Consider the following 17,330-nt stretch of genomic DNA (forward strand, 5'->3'; position numbering starts at 1 on the left):
AGAATGAATTTAAAAGCGTGTGATGTCACGGCGATGACAATGAATCTCAGGTTCGGCCTTGCCGATGATGGGGAGAATGCATGGCAAAACCGGAAACCATTATGTGCAGCCGTGCTCAACCGGTATTTCCCAAATTTTCTCGGTGTCCAAGAGTCCAATCATTTCCAGACCCGATTTCTAATTCAGACGTTAACGGATCATCATTTCATCGGCTGGCACAACCTTGGTAATGAACGATGGCAAAGCAATCTTATTTTTTATCACAACACCTGGAAATGCCTGAAAAGCAATCATTACTTTTTAAGTCCTAAACCAGATGTCGAGTCTGCATTGCCCGGCAGCAAATGGCCCCGGCAATGTGTTATCGGGCTGTTTCAACGAGCATCATATACCATTATTGTGGCCAATACCCATTTTGATTTTTCAGAATCCGTTCAACAGAAAAGCGCTGCCCTTGTGATCCGTTTCCTGTCGGAATTTCCCCATAACTGTCCGGTCATCATCACCGGAGATTTTAATTCAAATCCGGGCAGCAAGGCCCATGTCTGTTTCCAGACCAACGGCTTTTGTGAAGCGTTTGATAATCAGCACTCAACAACCTTCCACAAATTCACCGGCCAACCAACCAAGGACCATATAGATTGGATCCTGTATCGTGGTAAGATCAGAATGGTTCAAAAAAAAATCATCACAGATGCCTTTTCCGGCCGGTATCCGTCAGACCATTATCCGGTCATGGCAACTTTTTCAATGATGCCGAATCATAACGGCTAAACGAAATCAACACCGGCACAATAAGGTCTTTTTCATCTGTGCCTGTCCTGCAAATGCATCATGAGAGCAGAAGATAATGGGTCATATCGTCATTTCTTATATTTACAATGGGGATTTTGTCGTTATTTTAAGGAGAACAATGACATCTCCATCCTAACTGAAAATAAGGAGTTATCATGAAAATCAAAAAAATACTTTGGCCCACTGATTTTTCAGGAAATGCTGAAAAAGCACTGCCGTATGTTCAATCTTTGACCCAGCAATATGACGCTGAAATATACGTCCTTTACGTTATTCAGGATATGGCGCATCATGAATCCTGGTATGGGGAGTTTGAAAAGAGTCATATGAACGAACTCATGGAATGGGCTCACAAATCTGCAACCAAAAGGCTAAATCAAATTTGTGACAAATACATGGATGGATGCCATCTGTATGTTAAACGGGTGGCAGTGGGAGATCCTGCAGAAGAAATTTTAAACCTCATAGACACGGAGAACATTGATATGGTTGTGATGGCCAGTCATGGCGAAAAAGGCACCTTTCGTTTTGGATCAGTCAGTGAAAAAGTGTTGAAGAATTCTCCTGTGCCGGTGACGCTTGTTCCCATGGTTCCGGATATCCCTGCGTGATCAATTGAATTGAGCCCCATGGCAGTATTCAGACGTCAAGCTTTGATAGGATAAAATCAAGGTTTTCCGGATCAATATCCAGATCCACACAATGGGTTTTTTTGTCCGGCAACTGTATGACCTGATTCATGGTTTGAAAATCGGTATTGATGCGGAATCCAATCGTTTCAACCGGCAGATCGGGTGAAATTTTTTTGAGCGATTCCATATGGTTTGTGCTGCAAAGGATCAGATCGCATGCTTTAGCCCTTTTTAAGAATTTATCGGGAATGTTTTCAATATCCTGGATCAGCATGAAATGAGAATCAATATCGCATCGATTTTTTATCTTTTCATCCAGGGTTTTTAATACTTCGTAGGTACTGTCGACGAGAATGATTTTTTTGTTTTCCTGGGCGGCTTTAGATTTCTCTAACAGTTCTGTGATAAAAAAACGGTTGATGCTTTCTGTTGAATAACCCGATTCGACTGCCTGTTCATAGGCCCGATGAAATATTTCTTTTAACGGATCCATGCTTTTGTTGAGGGTCGTTTCTCTGACAAAGGTCCCGGACCCTTTGATGATTTTAAGAAACCCTTCCCTCTCAAGCGCTTGGTAAGCAGAGACCACAGTCTTTTGGCTTATATTCAGTAACCGTCCCATGTCTTTGGCGGATAACAGCATTTCACCAGCGGTTAAACTATTGTCGTCTATCATGGCTTTTATCTGTCTTTTTATTTGGTCTTTGATCCCCATGGGAAAGTTTTTCAGACTTTTGATATTCATGGGAAGTCTATATACATATTTGCCTGTTTATCTGTCAATTAAAAAGAATCAGCAATTCTTCCATTATAAAACGCAACAGTCACCGGATAATGGTTCAGGCTTTCGTTATTGACACTTTTGCCAGCTTGAGTTAATTCTTGGGCAGCCGGATGACAAGCACTGGAATCTGACTGTTTTTCACCACTTTTCGAGCCGTTCCACCGATCAGCGAGTCCAACAATATGTTATGTCCGTAACTGCCCATAACAATCATGTCTGCATCCATCTGTTTTGATAAATTGAGGATTTCTTCCGTGGGATTTCCTTTTGTTATCCGGATGTCTTCCACCAGCAGCCGGCAGGAGTCAATTTGGGAATCCATTTCCTGGCAAAAGGATTCCAGTCTTGATCTTATCTGTTGGGTTAAAAAGTCAGACTTTTCCGATTTTAACCGGTCCCATTCTTCCTGTCCCATCATATCTTTGATCTGTATTTCCACTGTATGATTCATGTTTTCCATGACATATAAAATTGTCATCATGGCATCATAGCGTTGGGCCAGGTCAGCGGCATAAGCAAACGCATACCTGGCACTTTCGGAAAGATCTGTTGCATAGAGTATTTTTTTTATATCAGGGACCATCTTGCCTCCTTTTGATTGATCAACCAAAGATACAGGGCATTCCTGTACTGTAAATCTATGCCTAAGTAATAGACATTTGTTTTGTTTTTTCAAGGTCTTTGACCCGGTTTTGTTGGTTGTCCGTAGACGGGGTTACCGCTCTGGAACGATTTCCAGCCAGTAGCCATCAGGGTCTTTGATAAAGTAAATGCCCATATCTGTATTCTCGTAGCAGATACAGCCCATCTCCTTGTGGCGTTGGTGAGCCGCATCAAAATCAGGGGTTTTAAAGGCAATATGAAATTCCTCATCCCCTAAGTCATAAGGCCGATCCATCGCCTTTAACCACGTTAATTCGATGTTGCTGCCAAACGAATCATCACCCAGAAAAACAATACGATAGCTGCCGTCTGGGGCTTCTTTTCGCCTGATCTCTTTTAACCCCAATGCGGCACTGTAAAAGGACAGACTTTTTTCAAGATCAAGTACATTAATATTAAAATGGTCGATGGTAAATTTCATGGAGGCCCCTATCTTTTAATGGTTGGCATATTGTTATTTCATTCCAGATTATCTCTAACAGGTCAAGAAGAAAAAATAATGCATAAAAAAAAGGTGACGAAAGAAAAAGAACTAAAAAAATTAAACATCCCCAATTGTATCTTATTGCCCCCTGAAGACCGGGATGAATTCCATCCCGCCAAAATTTATTTTTCAACTGGAATAAATCGATTTGTGTGAGGATCTTTTTTTAGAAAAGACGGTTTATATTAAGGATAATCTCAATGAAATCATCAATAGGGTTCTATGTTATAGAAATAGTTGATCAATCAACTATCCGTAAAATTTTAAAATGGATAGAAATATTATAACTATCACTTCTTATTGTTCAAATTTGATATTTTTTTAATTATAGACAAATTTTTTACTTGACAATGCAATTGAACTGTCGCTATGTATTATCTGTGAAATTGATAAAAAAGCAGGGTTCTATTTCATAAAGGGTTATCAAATTTTCTAAGGAGGAGAGGGTTGTATGTCATCAAATAAATATTTTAAACATGAAGGACCGTGGTCGGATGCAAAGGATCCCCTGATGTGTTCTGATACCGGGGATTGGCGAAGTAAACGGCCGGTAGTCGACAAGGAAAAATGCATTTTCTGCGGTTTTTGTGCGATCTATTGTCCGGTTCAGGTCATGGAGATGGTTGAAAAATCACATTTTTCGCCTGATCTTGACTTTTGTAAAGGTTGCGGGATTTGTGCCAAAGAATGTCCCAAGGATGCGATTACCATGGAGCCGGAGGGGGATTTTAAAAAATGAATACAAAAGCACGAGAAAAATCACAGATTAAGGTTATCACCGGAAATGCCGCAGCTGCTATTGCTGCCAAACTAGCCCGCCCGGATGTGGTGGCAGCCTACCCGATTACTCCCCAGACAGAAATTATTGAGCAAATCTCCCAGTTTCATGCCAACGGAGAAATGGACTGCGAGCTGATTACGGTTGAGGGTGAAAACTCTGCCATGAATGCGGTTACAGCGGCCTGCCTTGCCGGTGGAAGGGTCTTTACCGCCACCTCTTCATGGGGGCTTGCCTTTATGTATGATGCGGTTCTGGCAACAGCCGGTGCCCGGGCACCGGTGGTTATGGTCAATGTCAACCGGGAAACACCCGGGATTATTGCCGTATCCTCCGGCCAGCAGGATATGATTTCCACACGGGATGCCGGATGGATTTTCCTGATTGCCGAGGATTGCCAGGAAGTGCTTGATCTGGTTCTCCAGGCCTATCGCCTGGCAGAGGATTACGACATTCAGGTGCCGGTCATGGTTCATTATGATGGATTCTACCTGTCCTATCTGTCCGAAGGTGTAAATGTTCCCTTCCAGGAAGATGTGGATCAATTTTTATCTGTTTTAAAAGATCAACCCGAAAGAACAAAACTGTTGCCCGGATCAGGATTGGGCTGTGGTAGCCATGGTATCCTTGGGGGCTATATGGAACTTCGGTACAAACATGTATCTGCCATGGAGCGGGCCAAAGCGAAATTTAACGAGATTGACAAAGAATATGAAGCGATTTTTGGTCGCGGCTATGGCGGTCTGGTTGAAGAATATCGAATGGCGGATGCCGATGTGGTTCTGGTGGGTTCCGGTTCCATGTGCGGCACCATTAAAACGGTGATTGATACGAAAAGAGAAGCAGGCGTCAAGGTCGGTCTTTTGAAAATGAGAATGTACAGACCCTTTCCCAGTGAAGCCATGATTGCAGCCCTAAAGGGTAAAAAAGCCATTGGTGTGGTGGACAGAAGTCTGTGCTTTGGATTTAAGGGCGGCCCGATTTATACGGAGTTAAAAGCCTTTGAAACACAGTTGGGCGGTTCAAAGATGATCAGCTTTATTGATGGAATTGCCAATACAGATATTACCATAACCAATGTCGAGCAAATGATTGATACAACTTGTGATCTGGCGGAGGGAAAAGACGTCCGTGAAGTCACATGGGTTTCATATCCTGAAGCCCAGGAAGATGGAGGGCTTTAGCATGACAGAAAAAAAGAAAGGCAAACTGACAAAGGTTTTGGATCACCTCAAACATGAGGATCCCTTTTCAAAAGGTGTGGCATTCTGCCCGGGTTGCGGTCTTGAACTGTTGGCACGATTTATCCCCCAGGTATTGGGCAATGATATCGTCATAACCGGTACGCCCTCCTGTTCCGCGCCTGTCCTGCTGGGACAGAACAATCAATCCTGGCATAAACTGGCCTATTATGGAACCTTGATGACCGGTGCTGCGGCCAATGCCACCGGACTTGCCAGATATTATAGAAAGGCGGGTATTGATAACACGGTTGTCTGTTTCAACGGGGATGGAACGGCGGCAGATATCGGGTTTGGGAACCTGTCCGGTGCGGCAGAAAGAAATGAACCGTTTCTTTATATCTGTTATGACAATGAAGGCTATATGAACACCGGTATCCAGAAAAGCGGCACCACCCCTTTTGGCGCCACCACCACCACCACGCCGTATGGAAAGACGTCCAAAGGGAAGAACTTGCGACGCATGAATCTGGCCCTGAAAATGGCCATGCACAAGATTCCCTATGCTGCCACCGCAACGCTCAGTGATCTGGACGATCTTGCCAAGAAATTGTTAAAAGCCAAAGAAGCGACAAAAAGAGGCTTTGCTTTTCTCCATATTTTTACGCCCTGCACCACCGGATGGGGATTTGCCCCGGAAGATACCATTGAGGTCTGCCGAAGGGCGGTAAAAACAAACTACTTTCCCCTTTGGGAAGCGGTAAACGGCAAAATCAGAATGACGAAGACCGTCAAAAAACCCAAGCCGATATCAACCTATACTGAATTAAGTAAGAAGTTCGTGCATTTGACAAAAGAAGATCACCAGATCCTTCAGGATGACGTGGATTATGAATTCTGCATGTTGGGTGGGTTGAGCGCGCTGGAAGGCGAATGTCAGCTTCCGGTATCTTCAGAAGATTAAAGGAGGAAATGCAAAATGAGTGAAGTCAGATTTCATGGTCGGGGGGGGCAGGGTGTCGTAACGACATCAAAAATTCTTGCCAATGCTTTTGCCAGAACCGGGCAATTCGGCGCCAGTTTTCCCATGTTCGGATTTGAAAGAAGGGGCGCACCTGTTACGGCTTTTGGAAGATTTTCCGACAAGCCCGTCCGGGAAAAAACACAGATTTATAATCCGGACATTATCGTGGTGCTTGATCCCAGTCAGAGAAACTCTGAATTGGTTTTTCAAGGCTTGTTGCCCGGTGGGATGATGCTATTAAATGATTCCGATAACACGATTATTTCCCATGATAATCTTAAAAAAATGGGAATTATAGATGCCAATAAAATTGCGGTGGAAGAGATCGGCCTGGTCATCCCCAACACTGTTGTGGTAGGTGCTTTTGCCCGGATGTCAGGGTTGTTGGATATTGAGCCGTGTTGTGATGCGCTGCAGGATTATTTTTCCGGGAAAAAGCTTACAGCCAATATCGTGTGTGCCAAAAGAGGGTTTGAAGAAGTGGAATTGTTTGACCTTTAAAACTATAATCTTTTAGAGGGTCAATAAAGGGATAATATTAACAGTATTAAAGGAGCCGTTATGCCTAGATGGGGAATGGTAATTGATGTAAAAAGATGTATCGCTTGTTGGGGCTGTACTATCGCATGTAAAGAGGAACATTTTCTTCCTCCGGGAGTATTCTTTAACAGGGTATTGATTGGAGAAAGCGGCAAATTTCCATCATCCAGCAAATTGATTTATCCGATTCTCTGCAATCATTGCACGGATGCGGCATGTGTGGAAGCCTGTCCAACAGGTGCGACATATGTAAGGGAAGATGGGATTGTGGCCGTTGATGATGACAAATGTGTCGGTTGCAGGGCCTGCCTTGTTGCTTGTCCATATCAGCAAAGAACCTATTATGACCAGAAAACAAAAGACAGAGAATATTTTCCAGGTCAGGGCAAAACTGAGATGGAATTGCTCGGGGAAAAATTGTACCCCTTGAAAGTGGGGACCGTGATCAAATGCAATTTCTGCTCGGAAAGAGTTGATGCCGGCCTTAAAAGAGGGCTTATACCGGGTAAGGACGATGACGCCACGCCTGCTTGTGTAAATGCCTGCCCGGTGGGGGCAAGAATTTTTGGAGATCTTGATGATCCTGACAGTGAGGTGAATCATCTGATCATGGAGAAGAAGGGGAAACAACTCCGGAAAGAATTTGGGACTGAACCGGCCGTCTATTATATTGATTAATGAACAGGGGGAAATATGACCTATAAAACAGATGAAATTTGGGAAGACAAATGGGTAAATACCACCTGTGGCGTATGTTATTGCGGCTGTGCGGCAAGGGTTCGGGTGGTGAACGGTATGCCGGTAAAAATCGAAGGGATTAAAGAAAGTACCATGGGGGGGACCGGTGCCGGTCTCTGCGGCAAAGGCATTGCCGGATTGATGTACTACCATGATCCCAGCCGGATTAAAAAACCATTGCGACGTACCAATCCTGAAAAGGGATTCGGGGTTGATCCCAAGTGGAAAGAAATTGAATGGGAAGAGGCGCTGGAAGAGATTTCCACCCGCATGAAGAAGATCATGGCAGACAATCCCAACAAGATCCTTTTTACAAACCAGACCAATCGCGCCAGTGATGGTCCTCATAATCATCTTTATTTCTATGCAAAGGCGTTTGGCATACCCAACAATGGTAACTTTATCATTGGCGGCGGCAGTCTGCATTGCGGTAATGCAGCGCATATGCTGGGGGGGTTGATTCATGGTGCATGGTCAATCGCACCGGATTGGCGATACACCAATTATGTTCTGAAATGGGGGTCCAGTAAAGGTACCGGTTCCGGACATTCTGCCATGACCAATGCAAGACTGAGAGCCGATGGTATCAGACGGGGACTAAAAGAAATCGTTTTTGATCCAATGGGTAACTTTGCAGGCGGTAAAGCAACACAATGGGTGGGGATACTTCCTGGAACCGACACGGCAGTCGGACTTGCCATCGCAAATTACATCCTCAATACCCGGGGAGAAATCGACGAACTTTACCTTAGAGCAAAGACAAATTTTGTTTACCTGATCCGGGAAGATGGTACGTTTGTCCGGGACGAAGAAACGGATAAGCCGCTTGTTTATGATGAAAATGAAAAAAAGATCAAACTCTTTGATGATCCATCCATGGCGTTTGAAGATTTTGCCCTTGAGGCTGACTGTGAGTATAAAGGGGAAAAATGCCGGCCTTGCTTTATGGCTTTAAAAGAGCATTTAAAAAAATTCACCCCGGAATGGGCCTCTAAGATCAGTACGGTTCCTGTGGCAACCATTCTTGACGTTGCCAAGGGCTGGGTGGATAATGCCCAGATTGGATCCACCATTACAATCGAAGGCCAGACATTTCCTTACCGACCGGTTTCCTCTGTCACCTTCCGTGGCTCCCAGGGACATTCCAATGGGATTCATCAGGTGGCGGCAATAGACCTTATCAGCCAGCTTGTCGGTGCTGAAGATGTTCCGGGTGGAACAATGGGGTGGCCGTCTATCCGGCGCAAATATCCGGGTGGTCAATACGAACGTTTGCCTAAGGTAGGGAAAGACGGCGTTATAGTACCTTCGGTATTTTATTCACATGATCCATGGCCTGTGCATTCGCCAAGTTATCCGTGCACCAATTCAGGATGTGTTGAATTCTGGTCACATTCTACGCTTTCCCATATACCCTATGTTAAAGAAAAAGATTATATCCAGGAAAAATTCGGTGTTAAAAATGTCCAGCCCGAGATGATTTTTGGCATCTCAGTCAATTTTCTTATCAGTCAAGCTGACTGGAGTGCTGCTCTGGATAATTTTAAAGATTGTTTTGTTGTACAAAGCGATATATGGGTCAATGAAACTGACCAGGCCATCGGTGATATCATCCTTCCGGATACGTGTTATCTTGAAAAAGATACCTGGTCTTCTGAGATTGACAGTTTTTTCTTTAATGGAAGCCCCTCCAATGAAGACTGGTATGTTCATTTGCAAAATCCTGTTGCAAAACCGATTGGTGAATCCAGAGACTTCATGAACGTTTACCTGGATGTTGCCAATCGTGTGGGTGTTCTTGACAAATACCATGACCTCCTTAACGATTATTACAGCATTACCGATGAACGGCTTCAGCTCAAGCATGGAGAAGTCCTGACCTGGAAGGAAATTGGTGAAAGAGTTCTGGAATGGGTGTATGGGGATGATAAAGAAAAAATTCAAGAACAGGGATTTGCCACCTGGCATAAACCCATCGAAGATGTCTATTGGAGATGGAACATGCCGACAAGATGCCCGGTTTATATGGAATTCCTCATCCATGACAGAAGAGCTGCTGAAAAAATAATTAAAGATACCGGGTTTGAACTTGAGATGGATATGGATCAATATGGTCCGTTGCCGAACTGGTTCTGGCCGACATCTCACAAAGAACTGGATGATGAATATGATCTTCTGGCTTTTTCTTATCGGGATGTACTCCACACGAATAATTCTACATTTCAAAATCCGCTGGTTGATGAAGTCAGCCAGATGAGTCCTTATACATTCACCATTACCTTGAATAAAGGCCTGGCAGATAAAAAAGGATTCAAAGATGGTGATATTATCTGGCTGGAAAATAAATATGGCGTCAAAGAAAACGGTATCGTAAAGACAATGGAAGCTCAGCATCCAAAAGTAATCGGCATTTGTGGACAAGGGGGGTTATGGGCGGATGGACGACCGATTGCCAAGGGGAAGGGTAGTAATTTCTGTAAACTGCTTCCGTCATACTTGAGACACTATGACCCCATCACCGGAAACATCGAAACGTCTGTTGCTGTTAAAGTTTATAAAGACTAAAAGGAGGATTGAACAATTATGAAGGAATTAAATGAACTTGAAAAAATTATGTTCCGTTCTTCCGGCAATGGCTTAAAGCCATACGAATGGATGGTGCTGCCCACCCGCCAACAGCAATGGATCGATGACAAAGGCATTTTCCTGTGGCTGGCATTCTTTTTTTCAGAAATAGGGGCAGGACTTTACTTTGTCTCCATGTTTTATGAATATAAAGCCGGTTTGATCCTGGGGTGGCTGATCACCCTTGTCCTGGGCGGGTTTATTCACGTGCTGTATCTGGGTAAGCCCATGAGGGCCTGGCGGATGATCATGAAACCCCAGACCTCGGAACTGTCCCGGGGGATATGGATTATCGGAATTTATGCCGTGTTCGGCTTTTTGCAGATGGTGACCGGCAGCTTTAATATTGTGTTAAATACTATTTCGGGCATTCTTTGCCTTTTGATCATTTCCCATGGATTCGCCACCATGAATGTGGTCCGGGCGCTGCCGGCATGGAGTTCCACCATGGTGCTGCCCCTGTCCATTGTTTCAGGGATATGGGTGGGACAACAGGTCCTTCAGTTTATGGTTGCGGTGTCAGGTTCTGCTGCAATGGCATCGGGAATGGAGATCTGGGCAGAAACATTCTTTTTTGCGTATTTCCTGTGTGTCCTGCTCTATGCCTGGGGAACCTATCACAGTGATGACATTGGGAAAGCATCCATTGTCATGCAGGCAACTGATGACGAACTTAAAAAAATAACATGGATCGGTGTTGGGGGGCTGGGTATTGTCCTTCCCCTGCTGTTTACCCTTATCATGTGGGGGGGAGATACCAATGGGGTTTTGATTTTTTTAAGACTGGCATGCGTTTTTGCCGGGGATTTGGCCCTTCGTTATGTGATCATGAAAAGTGCATTATATAAACCATTGCTCACACGGCAATAGGTCATGTTTAAGACATTGGGACAAGGAGGCAACGGTTCTCCCTGTCCCAATAGATCCATTGAGAGTTTGAAAAAAATAGAGCGGATGGAAATGGGGTAAGGCGTTGCCCGGGCCTCATCCATTTGTCCGATCGTTTTTCAAAAGGGCAGGCAGGAAAATTATTTCTGCCTGCCCTTTTTTATTTCTCATTGATTCAACTTTCGGGGCTGGCCATTAAAGCTGAAGACCCAAAGGGGAGTCATTGATTATGCGAAAAAAATGATTTTGATGTTGAAAATAATCACAGGAAGATATAATGTAGCTATATAACAGATGAAAATAAGCTATTGTTAAACAAAAAAATTGACTGTGGACCAAAAAACCGATATCAAACATTTGTAAAACTTAGGATGTTCTATGGCAGACAAAGAGACAAAAGATGAAATTACGGAAAAGCAATCCTTAAGCCAGACCAAGGTAAAATTCGAGGTGTATGGTGAGGAGATGATTGAAAAAGAAGTAAAATCAAGTGGTAACAGTGGCCGGATTTATCTACCGCCCAACTGGGTTGGACATATTGTGAAGATCATAAAAGTGGAATAAAAATGGAGGATTTAGTGGAGGATGGCACAGTCAAAATAAGGGCAATCACGCGCAATGACTCAACGGCAATTCAAGCGATACGAAAAGCCATTTCAGAAGATGATGCACAAGTGGATTCTGAGAAGATTATTGAGCAGCAGGTTTTAGAAGGCGCAGGCAAGTCAAGCCTGGTCGCTGAAATCAATGGGGATGTAATCGGATATATGATCAGCACAAGTCTTTACGCTGGGTTTGGGATTAAAAAGAGCGCCTGGATAATGGCCATTGGTGTTCATCCGGATTATATGGGACAGGGCATTGGATTGCAACTGGGCAGAAGAATTTGTGAGATATACAAAGAAAAAGGGATTGAGAATATATACTCCTCTGTGGTCTGGGATTCCACGGATGTTCTTTCTTTCTTTAAAAAACTGGGGTTTGAGCGAAGCGATTTTATCAATCTTAAGAAAAAATTATAAATCAAGGGGATTGCATGCCGCTGAATACAGTGGGATTCAGCGGCTTTCATATGTCCATTATCTTTTGTTTATATGCCCAGATAGGCCTTTTTAACATTTTCGTTGGCCAATAGGTTTTCACCGGTGTCTGATAGTGAAATCAACCCATTTTCCATGACATATCCCCGGTGGGCTGCTTTCAGGGCCAGGTTAGCATTCTGTTCAACAATAAAAATAGTGGTTTTCTGCTCTTCATTTATTTTTTTGATGATGCCAAAAATCTGTTTGACAATGATGGGGGCCAGCCCAAGGGAGGGTTCGTCCAGCAGAAGAACTTTGGGGTGGCTCATCAAGGCCCGGGATATGGCCAGCATTTGCTGTTCCCCACCGCTGAGGGTTCCCCCGGCTTGGTTTTTCCGCTCCGCTAGTATGGGAAAAAGATCGTAAACATAGTCCATGTCGGTTTTGATTTTTCGGGTGTCATTCCTCAAAAAAGCACCCATATCAAGATTTTCTGCCACCGTAAGGTAGGAAAAAATCCTTCGACCTTCAGGCACCTGGCAGATGCCTTTCTTAACAATCTCATCCGGCGGCATGTGGGTGATGTCCTCCCCCTTGAATTCAACACTGCCCCTTTTGGCAGGGACGATGCCGGATGTTGTCATTAACGCGGTGGATTTGCCGGCACCATTGGCGCCAATCAAAGAAATAACCTCTCCTTCCATCACCTCAAGGGTTATCCCCTTGAGGGCGTGAATATTGCCATAAAATGAGTGTACATTGTTTAATTTAAGCATCTTCAGATTCATCTCCAAGATAGGCTTTGATTACATCTGGATTAGACTTTATCTGTTCCGGGGTACCTTCTGCAATTTTTTTGCCATAATCCACAACATGTATATTATCAGAAAGGCTCATGACAAGTTTCATATCGTGCTCAATGAGAAGAATTGAGACATTCTCCTCATCACGGAGCTTTATGATAAGATCATCCAGGCTTTTGGTCTCCATGGGATTCATGCCGGCTGCAGGCTCATCAAGGAGAAGCAGAAACGGATCCGTCGCCATTGCCCTGGCAATTTCAAGTCGTCGCTGGGCACCATAGGGAAGATTTGTGGCCAGTTCGTCCACATACATTTCAATGCCGATTTTTTCAAGGATGGAATAGGCTTTTTCAACAATGAAATTTTCTTCGGCCTTTGTGGCAGCGTTTTTGAATATGGCACCCAGAACGCCAGCCTTTGTAATGGAATGGCATCCTATCATGACATTTTCAAGAACGGTCATGGAACTGAAGAGGCGAATGTTCTGAAACGTCCGGGCCAGGCCTTTTTTGGTCACAATGTTTGGTTTCAGCCCGTTCAACCGCTCCTGCTTTTCATGGGGACAGATAAAAATATCCCCGCTGGTTGGCTTGTAAATGCCTGTAATGCAGTTGAAAAAGGTTGTTTTTCCGGCCCCGTTGGGACCAATCAGTGCCGCAATCTCCCCTTGATGAATGGAGATATCAAGGCTGTCAATTGCCTTCAGGCCCCCAAACGCCATGGTCATATTTTTTACTTCAAGAATTGGTTTCATTTAAACACTTTGCCATGTGAAAAGAGTTATGTTTTTTGGAATTTATAGGTTTTGCGCACATTATTTATGATTCCACCGGGTCTAAAGACCATCATCAATACGAGAACCGCACCAAATATGATCATTCTAAATTCGGAAAAGGCCCTTAAGTATTCCGGCAAAAGAATGAGAAGCAATGCCCCGGAAATAACACCGGTGATGGAGCCCATACCCCCGAGAACAACGGTGCACAGAATAATCACCGACTCCCAGATAGTAAAACTTGCCGGATTAATAAAGGTGGTTTTGGCTGCAAAAATAACCCCTGCCATGCCGGCCCACATGGCACCCAGTCCAAAGGCCCTTAATTTTGTCCTTGCCTTGTCAATGCCCATGGCCTGGCAGGCGATCTCGTCATCTTTAAGCGCAATCCAGGCCCTGCCGATCCTTGAATTCTCCAGCCGGTTTATCACAAAAATGGTAAAGATAACCAGTCCCACAATAATATAGTACAAATAAATGATGGACCCTGAAAGGGAGAGGTCCACGCCGAAAAGTGGCGGTTTGGGAATATTGGGGATGCCGCTGGGGCCAAAGGAAAATTCGTTCCAGTTCTCAAGAACCAGACGGATGATTTCTCCAAATCCCAGGGTCACAATGGCCAGGTAGTCGCCCCGGAGCCTTAATACAGGGTAGCCGAGAATGACACCGAATATCAGGGCTAAAAATCCACCCAGGGGCAGTGCCAGCCAGAAAACTAACCCGTAGTGAAGGTTGAGCAGGGCATAGGAATATGCACCCACGGCAAAAAAGGCCACATATCCTAAATCCAGGAGGCCAGCAAGGCCGATGACAATATTGAGGCCAAGCCCCAGCATGACATAGATCAATGCGGATATCATGATATTGGTCTGGTACATGGAGAACATGTGCGGGAAGACAATAATGAAAAGTCCCGTCAGGGCGACCAAGGGAATAAAGATCTTTTTGTCCAGGATAATCTTTTGAGCAAAAGAGAGGTTATCCGTTTTTTCTTTTTTCCCTTCCCTCTCTTTTCGTCGTATCATATATCGCCAGAGCATACTGATAAAAAAAGTGCCTATCCCGATATAGGCCATATTTAACCAGCGCCACTCCACAACATCCTGTACCGTATTTACACGGATCACCATTATGGGAAATGTCAGAAACATAAACCACAAGGATACCAGTACCGATTTTTTTATTTCACCTGTTGCTGTCATAATTTATACCTTCTGTGTCTCAGATTTGCCCAGAATTCCTGAAGGTCTCAGTATCAGGATCCCCACAAGAAATAAAAATGCAAACACATCCTCGTAATCACTGGAGATATACCCGGTAAAAAAGCTTTCTGTCCATCCAAGGATCAATGCGCCAATCACCGCTCCGGGTATGGAACCGATGCCGCCAAGAACGGCTGCAACAAACGCCTTGATCCCTGCAATAAATCCCATGTAAAAATTGATCTGCCCGATGTGGGAAGCAATTAAAATACCGCCAATGGCCGCCGTGGCAGACCCCACAACAAAAGTGAAAGTGATCACTCTGTTGACATTGATGCCCAGCAGGGATGCCATTGTCTTGTCCTGGGACGTGGCCCTCATGGCTTTACCGATTTTTGTAAATTTGATGAGAAAGGTGAGAAGGATCATTACAATAACCGTTGTAATGAAAATAACAAGTTCAGCAGACGTCCAGATATGTGAATAAGGTTCCCAGAATTCGAAATCCGGAATCAGGCTTGGAAACGGCAGGAAATCAGATGTCTGGGCTAACAGCACATAGTTCTGGAGAAACAGTGACATGCCTATGGCACTGATAAGTGCGGAAAGACGGGGTGCATTGGCATCCCTCAGCGGTTTGTAGGCAATTTTTTCAATGGTGAACCCATAGGCACTGGCATAGATAATGGCGGCTGCAGCGGCAATAATAATAACCGCAAGGCTTGGAAGTCCCATCATTGTCAGGACACTGGCGATGATCAGGCCGGTAAACGCACCAATCATGTAGATTTCACCATGGGCAAAATTGATAAGCTGTATGATACCATAGACCATGGTATAGCCTAAGGCTATAAGGGCATAGATACTGCCCCGGGTAAGCCCGCCAAAAAAAAGGTATGAAAAATAGTCAAAATCCATATAACCTGCTTTTCTTTCTACCTGGTTCAGATCTTTTTCTGAGTTTTAAGCAAGAATCAGGGGGGGGGCCAAACAGGCCCTATCCCCTGAAATGATTGAATTGATAATTATCTTGTGTTTTATTTTTGTTCAACAAACACACCGTTTTCTACCCGGTAAACAGAAAAGCCGATGCCAATGGCATCCCCATTCGCATCAAAGCTGATGTTTCCAAGAGGCGTGTCAACATATTCTGATTTAAGGGCCTTCATTACAGCATTGTAATCGGTGCTGCCTGCTTTTTCAACGGCGTTGAGCAGGGCAAGGGTTGCGGCATATGCGGCATCAAAAAAGGCGCCGGGGTCAGACCCATATGCTTCCTGATGGGCTTTTTTTGCTGCAATGGCCATGGCGTTGCCGGAAACATCCATGGGGCCTGTGGCAAAAACGCCTTCAGCATACTTTCCTGCAACCTTTATAAAGGTATCATCTTTTACACCGTCAGAACCCATGAAAAGTGTGTCCATTTTTTTCTTGCGCATCAATGTGACAATTTTGGATGCTTCCGGATGATACCCGCCCCATACAACAAGATCCGGTTTTACGCGTCTGACTTTCATGACAATGGCTGAGTAATCCACAGCGCCGGGTGTTACCCCTTCAAACAGCGCCACATCAACACCGGCAGTGGTAAAATATTTCTGGGCAAGCTCGGCCTGTCCTTTGCCATAATCTCCCTTGTCATGGAGAATGGCAATTTTTTTAACCTTGAGAACGTTGGTGGCAAATTTTACCTGGAGTTGGGCCTGGACCGCATCGTGGGCAATGGTTCTTAAAAAATTGGGATATTCGCCGGACAGGGTTAAATCAGGATTTGTGGCAGAAGGGGATATGGCAATAATCCCTGCATCCTTGTAAATTCCCATGGCTGATTTGGTTGCGCCACTGCAGATGTGACCCATAACGACATCAACCCCGTCTGAAACAAGTTTTGTTGCCGTATTGCCCGCAACTTCAGGTTTACAGACATCATCTTCCACTAACAGTTCTACGGTTTTACCCAGAACCCCGCCCTGGGCATTGATCTTTTTCACAACAAGTTCAGCTGCGTGTACCGATGGAATTCCATACGATGCAAGATCGCCGCTGTGTGCACCGGCAACACCCAGTTTGATTGTATCACCGGCAAAGCCGGGGGCGGAAAAACCAATCAAGACAAATAATGACAGCACTAAAATTTTGAAATACAGTTTCATCTTTTTCTCCCTTTTTTAAAATATAGTTGTTTTTACAGCTGGCCTACCATTAAAAATATTATTTTTTGACTATAAAAATATGGCATCCCTTAGTCAAGTCATTTTACGGCAATCCTCAGGGCCAACGCAAGTAAATATTATAAGGTCCCTATGGTCTTGGTAACTGGCAATGGTCAGCCGAACATGACTTCCTCCAGATATTTCGGGTCTAAAGCTGCATTCAATCTTTTCGTTTTTACACTT

At 44.4% G+C, this 17,330-nt stretch carries 19 protein-coding genes; 11 read left to right on the forward strand and 8 right to left on the reverse strand.

Annotation, left to right across the window (positions count from 1 at the left end; translation table 11 throughout):
• Nucleotides 1–3: 3 nt before the first annotated feature.
• Together Q1Q15_RS12500 and Q1Q15_RS12505 are read left to right on the forward strand one after the other, a co-directional pair.
• Nucleotides 4–774, forward strand: a complete 771-nt coding sequence (locus Q1Q15_RS12500; RefSeq protein ID WP_300460289.1) for an endonuclease/exonuclease/phosphatase family protein — start codon at nt 4–6, stop codon at nt 772–774.
• Nucleotides 775–950: 176 nt separating this feature from the next.
• Nucleotides 951–1,406 (forward strand): universal stress protein, encoded by a 456-nt coding sequence (locus Q1Q15_RS12505; RefSeq protein ID WP_300460292.1) that lies wholly within the window; start codon nt 951–953, stop codon nt 1,404–1,406.
• 28 nt (nt 1,407–1,434) lie between these two features.
• On the opposite strand, the gene Q1Q15_RS12510 is transcribed toward Q1Q15_RS12505, so the two are convergent.
• From Q1Q15_RS12510 to Q1Q15_RS12520, 3 genes are all read right to left on the reverse strand, one after another.
• The gene (locus tag Q1Q15_RS12510) at nt 1,435–2,172 is read right to left on the reverse strand and encodes a winged helix-turn-helix domain-containing protein (RefSeq protein WP_300460295.1); all 738 of its coding nucleotides are present in this window, start codon (nt 2,170–2,172) and stop codon (nt 1,435–1,437) included.
• Between the two features lie 130 nt (nt 2,173–2,302).
• Nucleotides 2,303–2,794: a universal stress protein gene (locus tag Q1Q15_RS12515; RefSeq protein ID WP_300460298.1), complete on the reverse strand. Its 492-nt coding sequence runs from the start codon at nt 2,792–2,794 to the stop codon at nt 2,303–2,305.
• A gap of 132 nt (nt 2,795–2,926) precedes the next feature.
• Nucleotides 2,927–3,295, reverse strand: a complete 369-nt coding sequence (locus tag Q1Q15_RS12520) for a VOC family protein (protein ID WP_300460301.1) — start codon at nt 3,293–3,295, stop codon at nt 2,927–2,929.
• Nucleotides 3,296–3,809: 514 nt separating this feature from the next.
• On the opposite strand from Q1Q15_RS12520, the gene Q1Q15_RS12525 reads away from it, so the two are divergent.
• The 9 genes from Q1Q15_RS12525 to Q1Q15_RS12565 all read left to right on the forward strand — a co-directional run bounded on the left by Q1Q15_RS12525 (nt 3,810) and on the right by Q1Q15_RS12565 (nt 12,154).
• Nucleotides 3,810–4,097: a 4Fe-4S binding protein gene (locus tag Q1Q15_RS12525; RefSeq protein WP_300460303.1), complete on the forward strand. Its 288-nt coding sequence runs from the start codon at nt 3,810–3,812 to the stop codon at nt 4,095–4,097.
• Nucleotides 4,094–5,320 carry a pyruvate synthase subunit PorA gene (locus tag Q1Q15_RS12530; RefSeq protein WP_300460306.1) on the forward strand — a complete coding sequence of 409 codons (1,227 nt, stop codon included), beginning with the start codon at nt 4,094–4,096 and terminating at the stop codon, nt 5,318–5,320. The genes Q1Q15_RS12525 and Q1Q15_RS12530 overlap by 4 nt, the downstream gene beginning before the upstream one ends.
• A 1-nt stretch (nt 5,321) precedes the next feature.
• Nucleotides 5,322–6,281 carry a thiamine pyrophosphate-dependent enzyme gene (locus tag Q1Q15_RS12535; protein ID WP_300460308.1) on the forward strand — a complete coding sequence of 320 codons (960 nt, stop codon included), beginning with the start codon at nt 5,322–5,324 and terminating at the stop codon, nt 6,279–6,281.
• Between the two features lie 15 nt (nt 6,282–6,296).
• Complete coding sequence (locus tag Q1Q15_RS12540; protein ID WP_300460311.1) at nt 6,297–6,842, forward strand: 2-oxoacid:acceptor oxidoreductase family protein; 546 nt, start codon at nt 6,297–6,299, stop codon at nt 6,840–6,842.
• 60 nt (nt 6,843–6,902) lie between these two features.
• The gene (locus Q1Q15_RS12545) at nt 6,903–7,559 is read left to right on the forward strand and encodes a 4Fe-4S dicluster domain-containing protein (RefSeq protein ID WP_300460314.1); all 657 of its coding nucleotides are present in this window, start codon (nt 6,903–6,905) and stop codon (nt 7,557–7,559) included.
• 15 nt (nt 7,560–7,574) lie between these two features.
• Nucleotides 7,575–10,184 (forward strand): molybdopterin-dependent oxidoreductase, encoded by a 2,610-nt coding sequence (locus Q1Q15_RS12550; protein ID WP_300460317.1) that lies wholly within the window; start codon nt 7,575–7,577, stop codon nt 10,182–10,184.
• Between the two features lie 18 nt (nt 10,185–10,202).
• Complete coding sequence (locus tag Q1Q15_RS12555) at nt 10,203–11,114, forward strand: DMSO reductase (protein WP_300460320.1); 912 nt, start codon at nt 10,203–10,205, stop codon at nt 11,112–11,114.
• A gap of 396 nt (nt 11,115–11,510) precedes the next feature.
• Nucleotides 11,511–11,696 carry a DUF2080 family transposase-associated protein gene (locus Q1Q15_RS12560; protein WP_300460323.1) on the forward strand — a complete coding sequence of 62 codons (186 nt, stop codon included), beginning with the start codon at nt 11,511–11,513 and terminating at the stop codon, nt 11,694–11,696.
• 2 nt (nt 11,697–11,698) lie between these two features.
• Entirely contained in the window at nt 11,699–12,154 is a 456-nt protein-coding gene (locus tag Q1Q15_RS12565; RefSeq protein WP_300460326.1) for a GNAT family N-acetyltransferase, read from the forward strand.
• A 68-nt stretch (nt 12,155–12,222) separates the two neighbouring features.
• On the opposite strand, the gene Q1Q15_RS12570 is transcribed toward Q1Q15_RS12565, so the two are convergent.
• From Q1Q15_RS12570 to Q1Q15_RS12590, 5 genes are all read right to left on the reverse strand, one after another.
• The gene (locus Q1Q15_RS12570) at nt 12,223–12,930 is read right to left on the reverse strand and encodes an ABC transporter ATP-binding protein (RefSeq protein WP_300460328.1); all 708 of its coding nucleotides are present in this window, start codon (nt 12,928–12,930) and stop codon (nt 12,223–12,225) included.
• Nucleotides 12,923–13,711, reverse strand: coding sequence for an ABC transporter ATP-binding protein (locus Q1Q15_RS12575; RefSeq protein ID WP_300460330.1), 789 nt, complete (start codon nt 13,709–13,711; stop codon nt 12,923–12,925). The genes Q1Q15_RS12570 and Q1Q15_RS12575 overlap by 8 nt, the downstream gene beginning before the upstream one ends.
• A gap of 26 nt (nt 13,712–13,737) precedes the next feature.
• The gene (gene livM, locus Q1Q15_RS12580; protein ID WP_300460333.1) at nt 13,738–14,934 is read right to left on the reverse strand and encodes a high-affinity branched-chain amino acid ABC transporter permease LivM; all 1,197 of its coding nucleotides are present in this window, start codon (nt 14,932–14,934) and stop codon (nt 13,738–13,740) included.
• 3 nt (nt 14,935–14,937) lie between these two features.
• Nucleotides 14,938–15,852, reverse strand: coding sequence for a branched-chain amino acid ABC transporter permease LivH (locus Q1Q15_RS12585; RefSeq protein ID WP_300460336.1), 915 nt, complete (start codon nt 15,850–15,852; stop codon nt 14,938–14,940).
• 119 nt (nt 15,853–15,971) lie between these two features.
• On the reverse strand, nt 15,972–17,087 hold the full coding sequence (locus tag Q1Q15_RS12590) for a branched-chain amino acid ABC transporter substrate-binding protein (RefSeq protein WP_300460339.1): 1,116 nt from the start codon (nt 17,085–17,087) through the stop codon (nt 15,972–15,974).
• Nucleotides 17,088–17,330: the final 243 nt, after the last annotated feature.

Source organism: Desulfobacula sp., assembly GCF_030145145.1.
In the GTDB taxonomy this organism is placed as follows: Bacteria; Desulfobacterota; Desulfobacteria; order Desulfobacterales; family Desulfobacteraceae; genus Desulfobacula.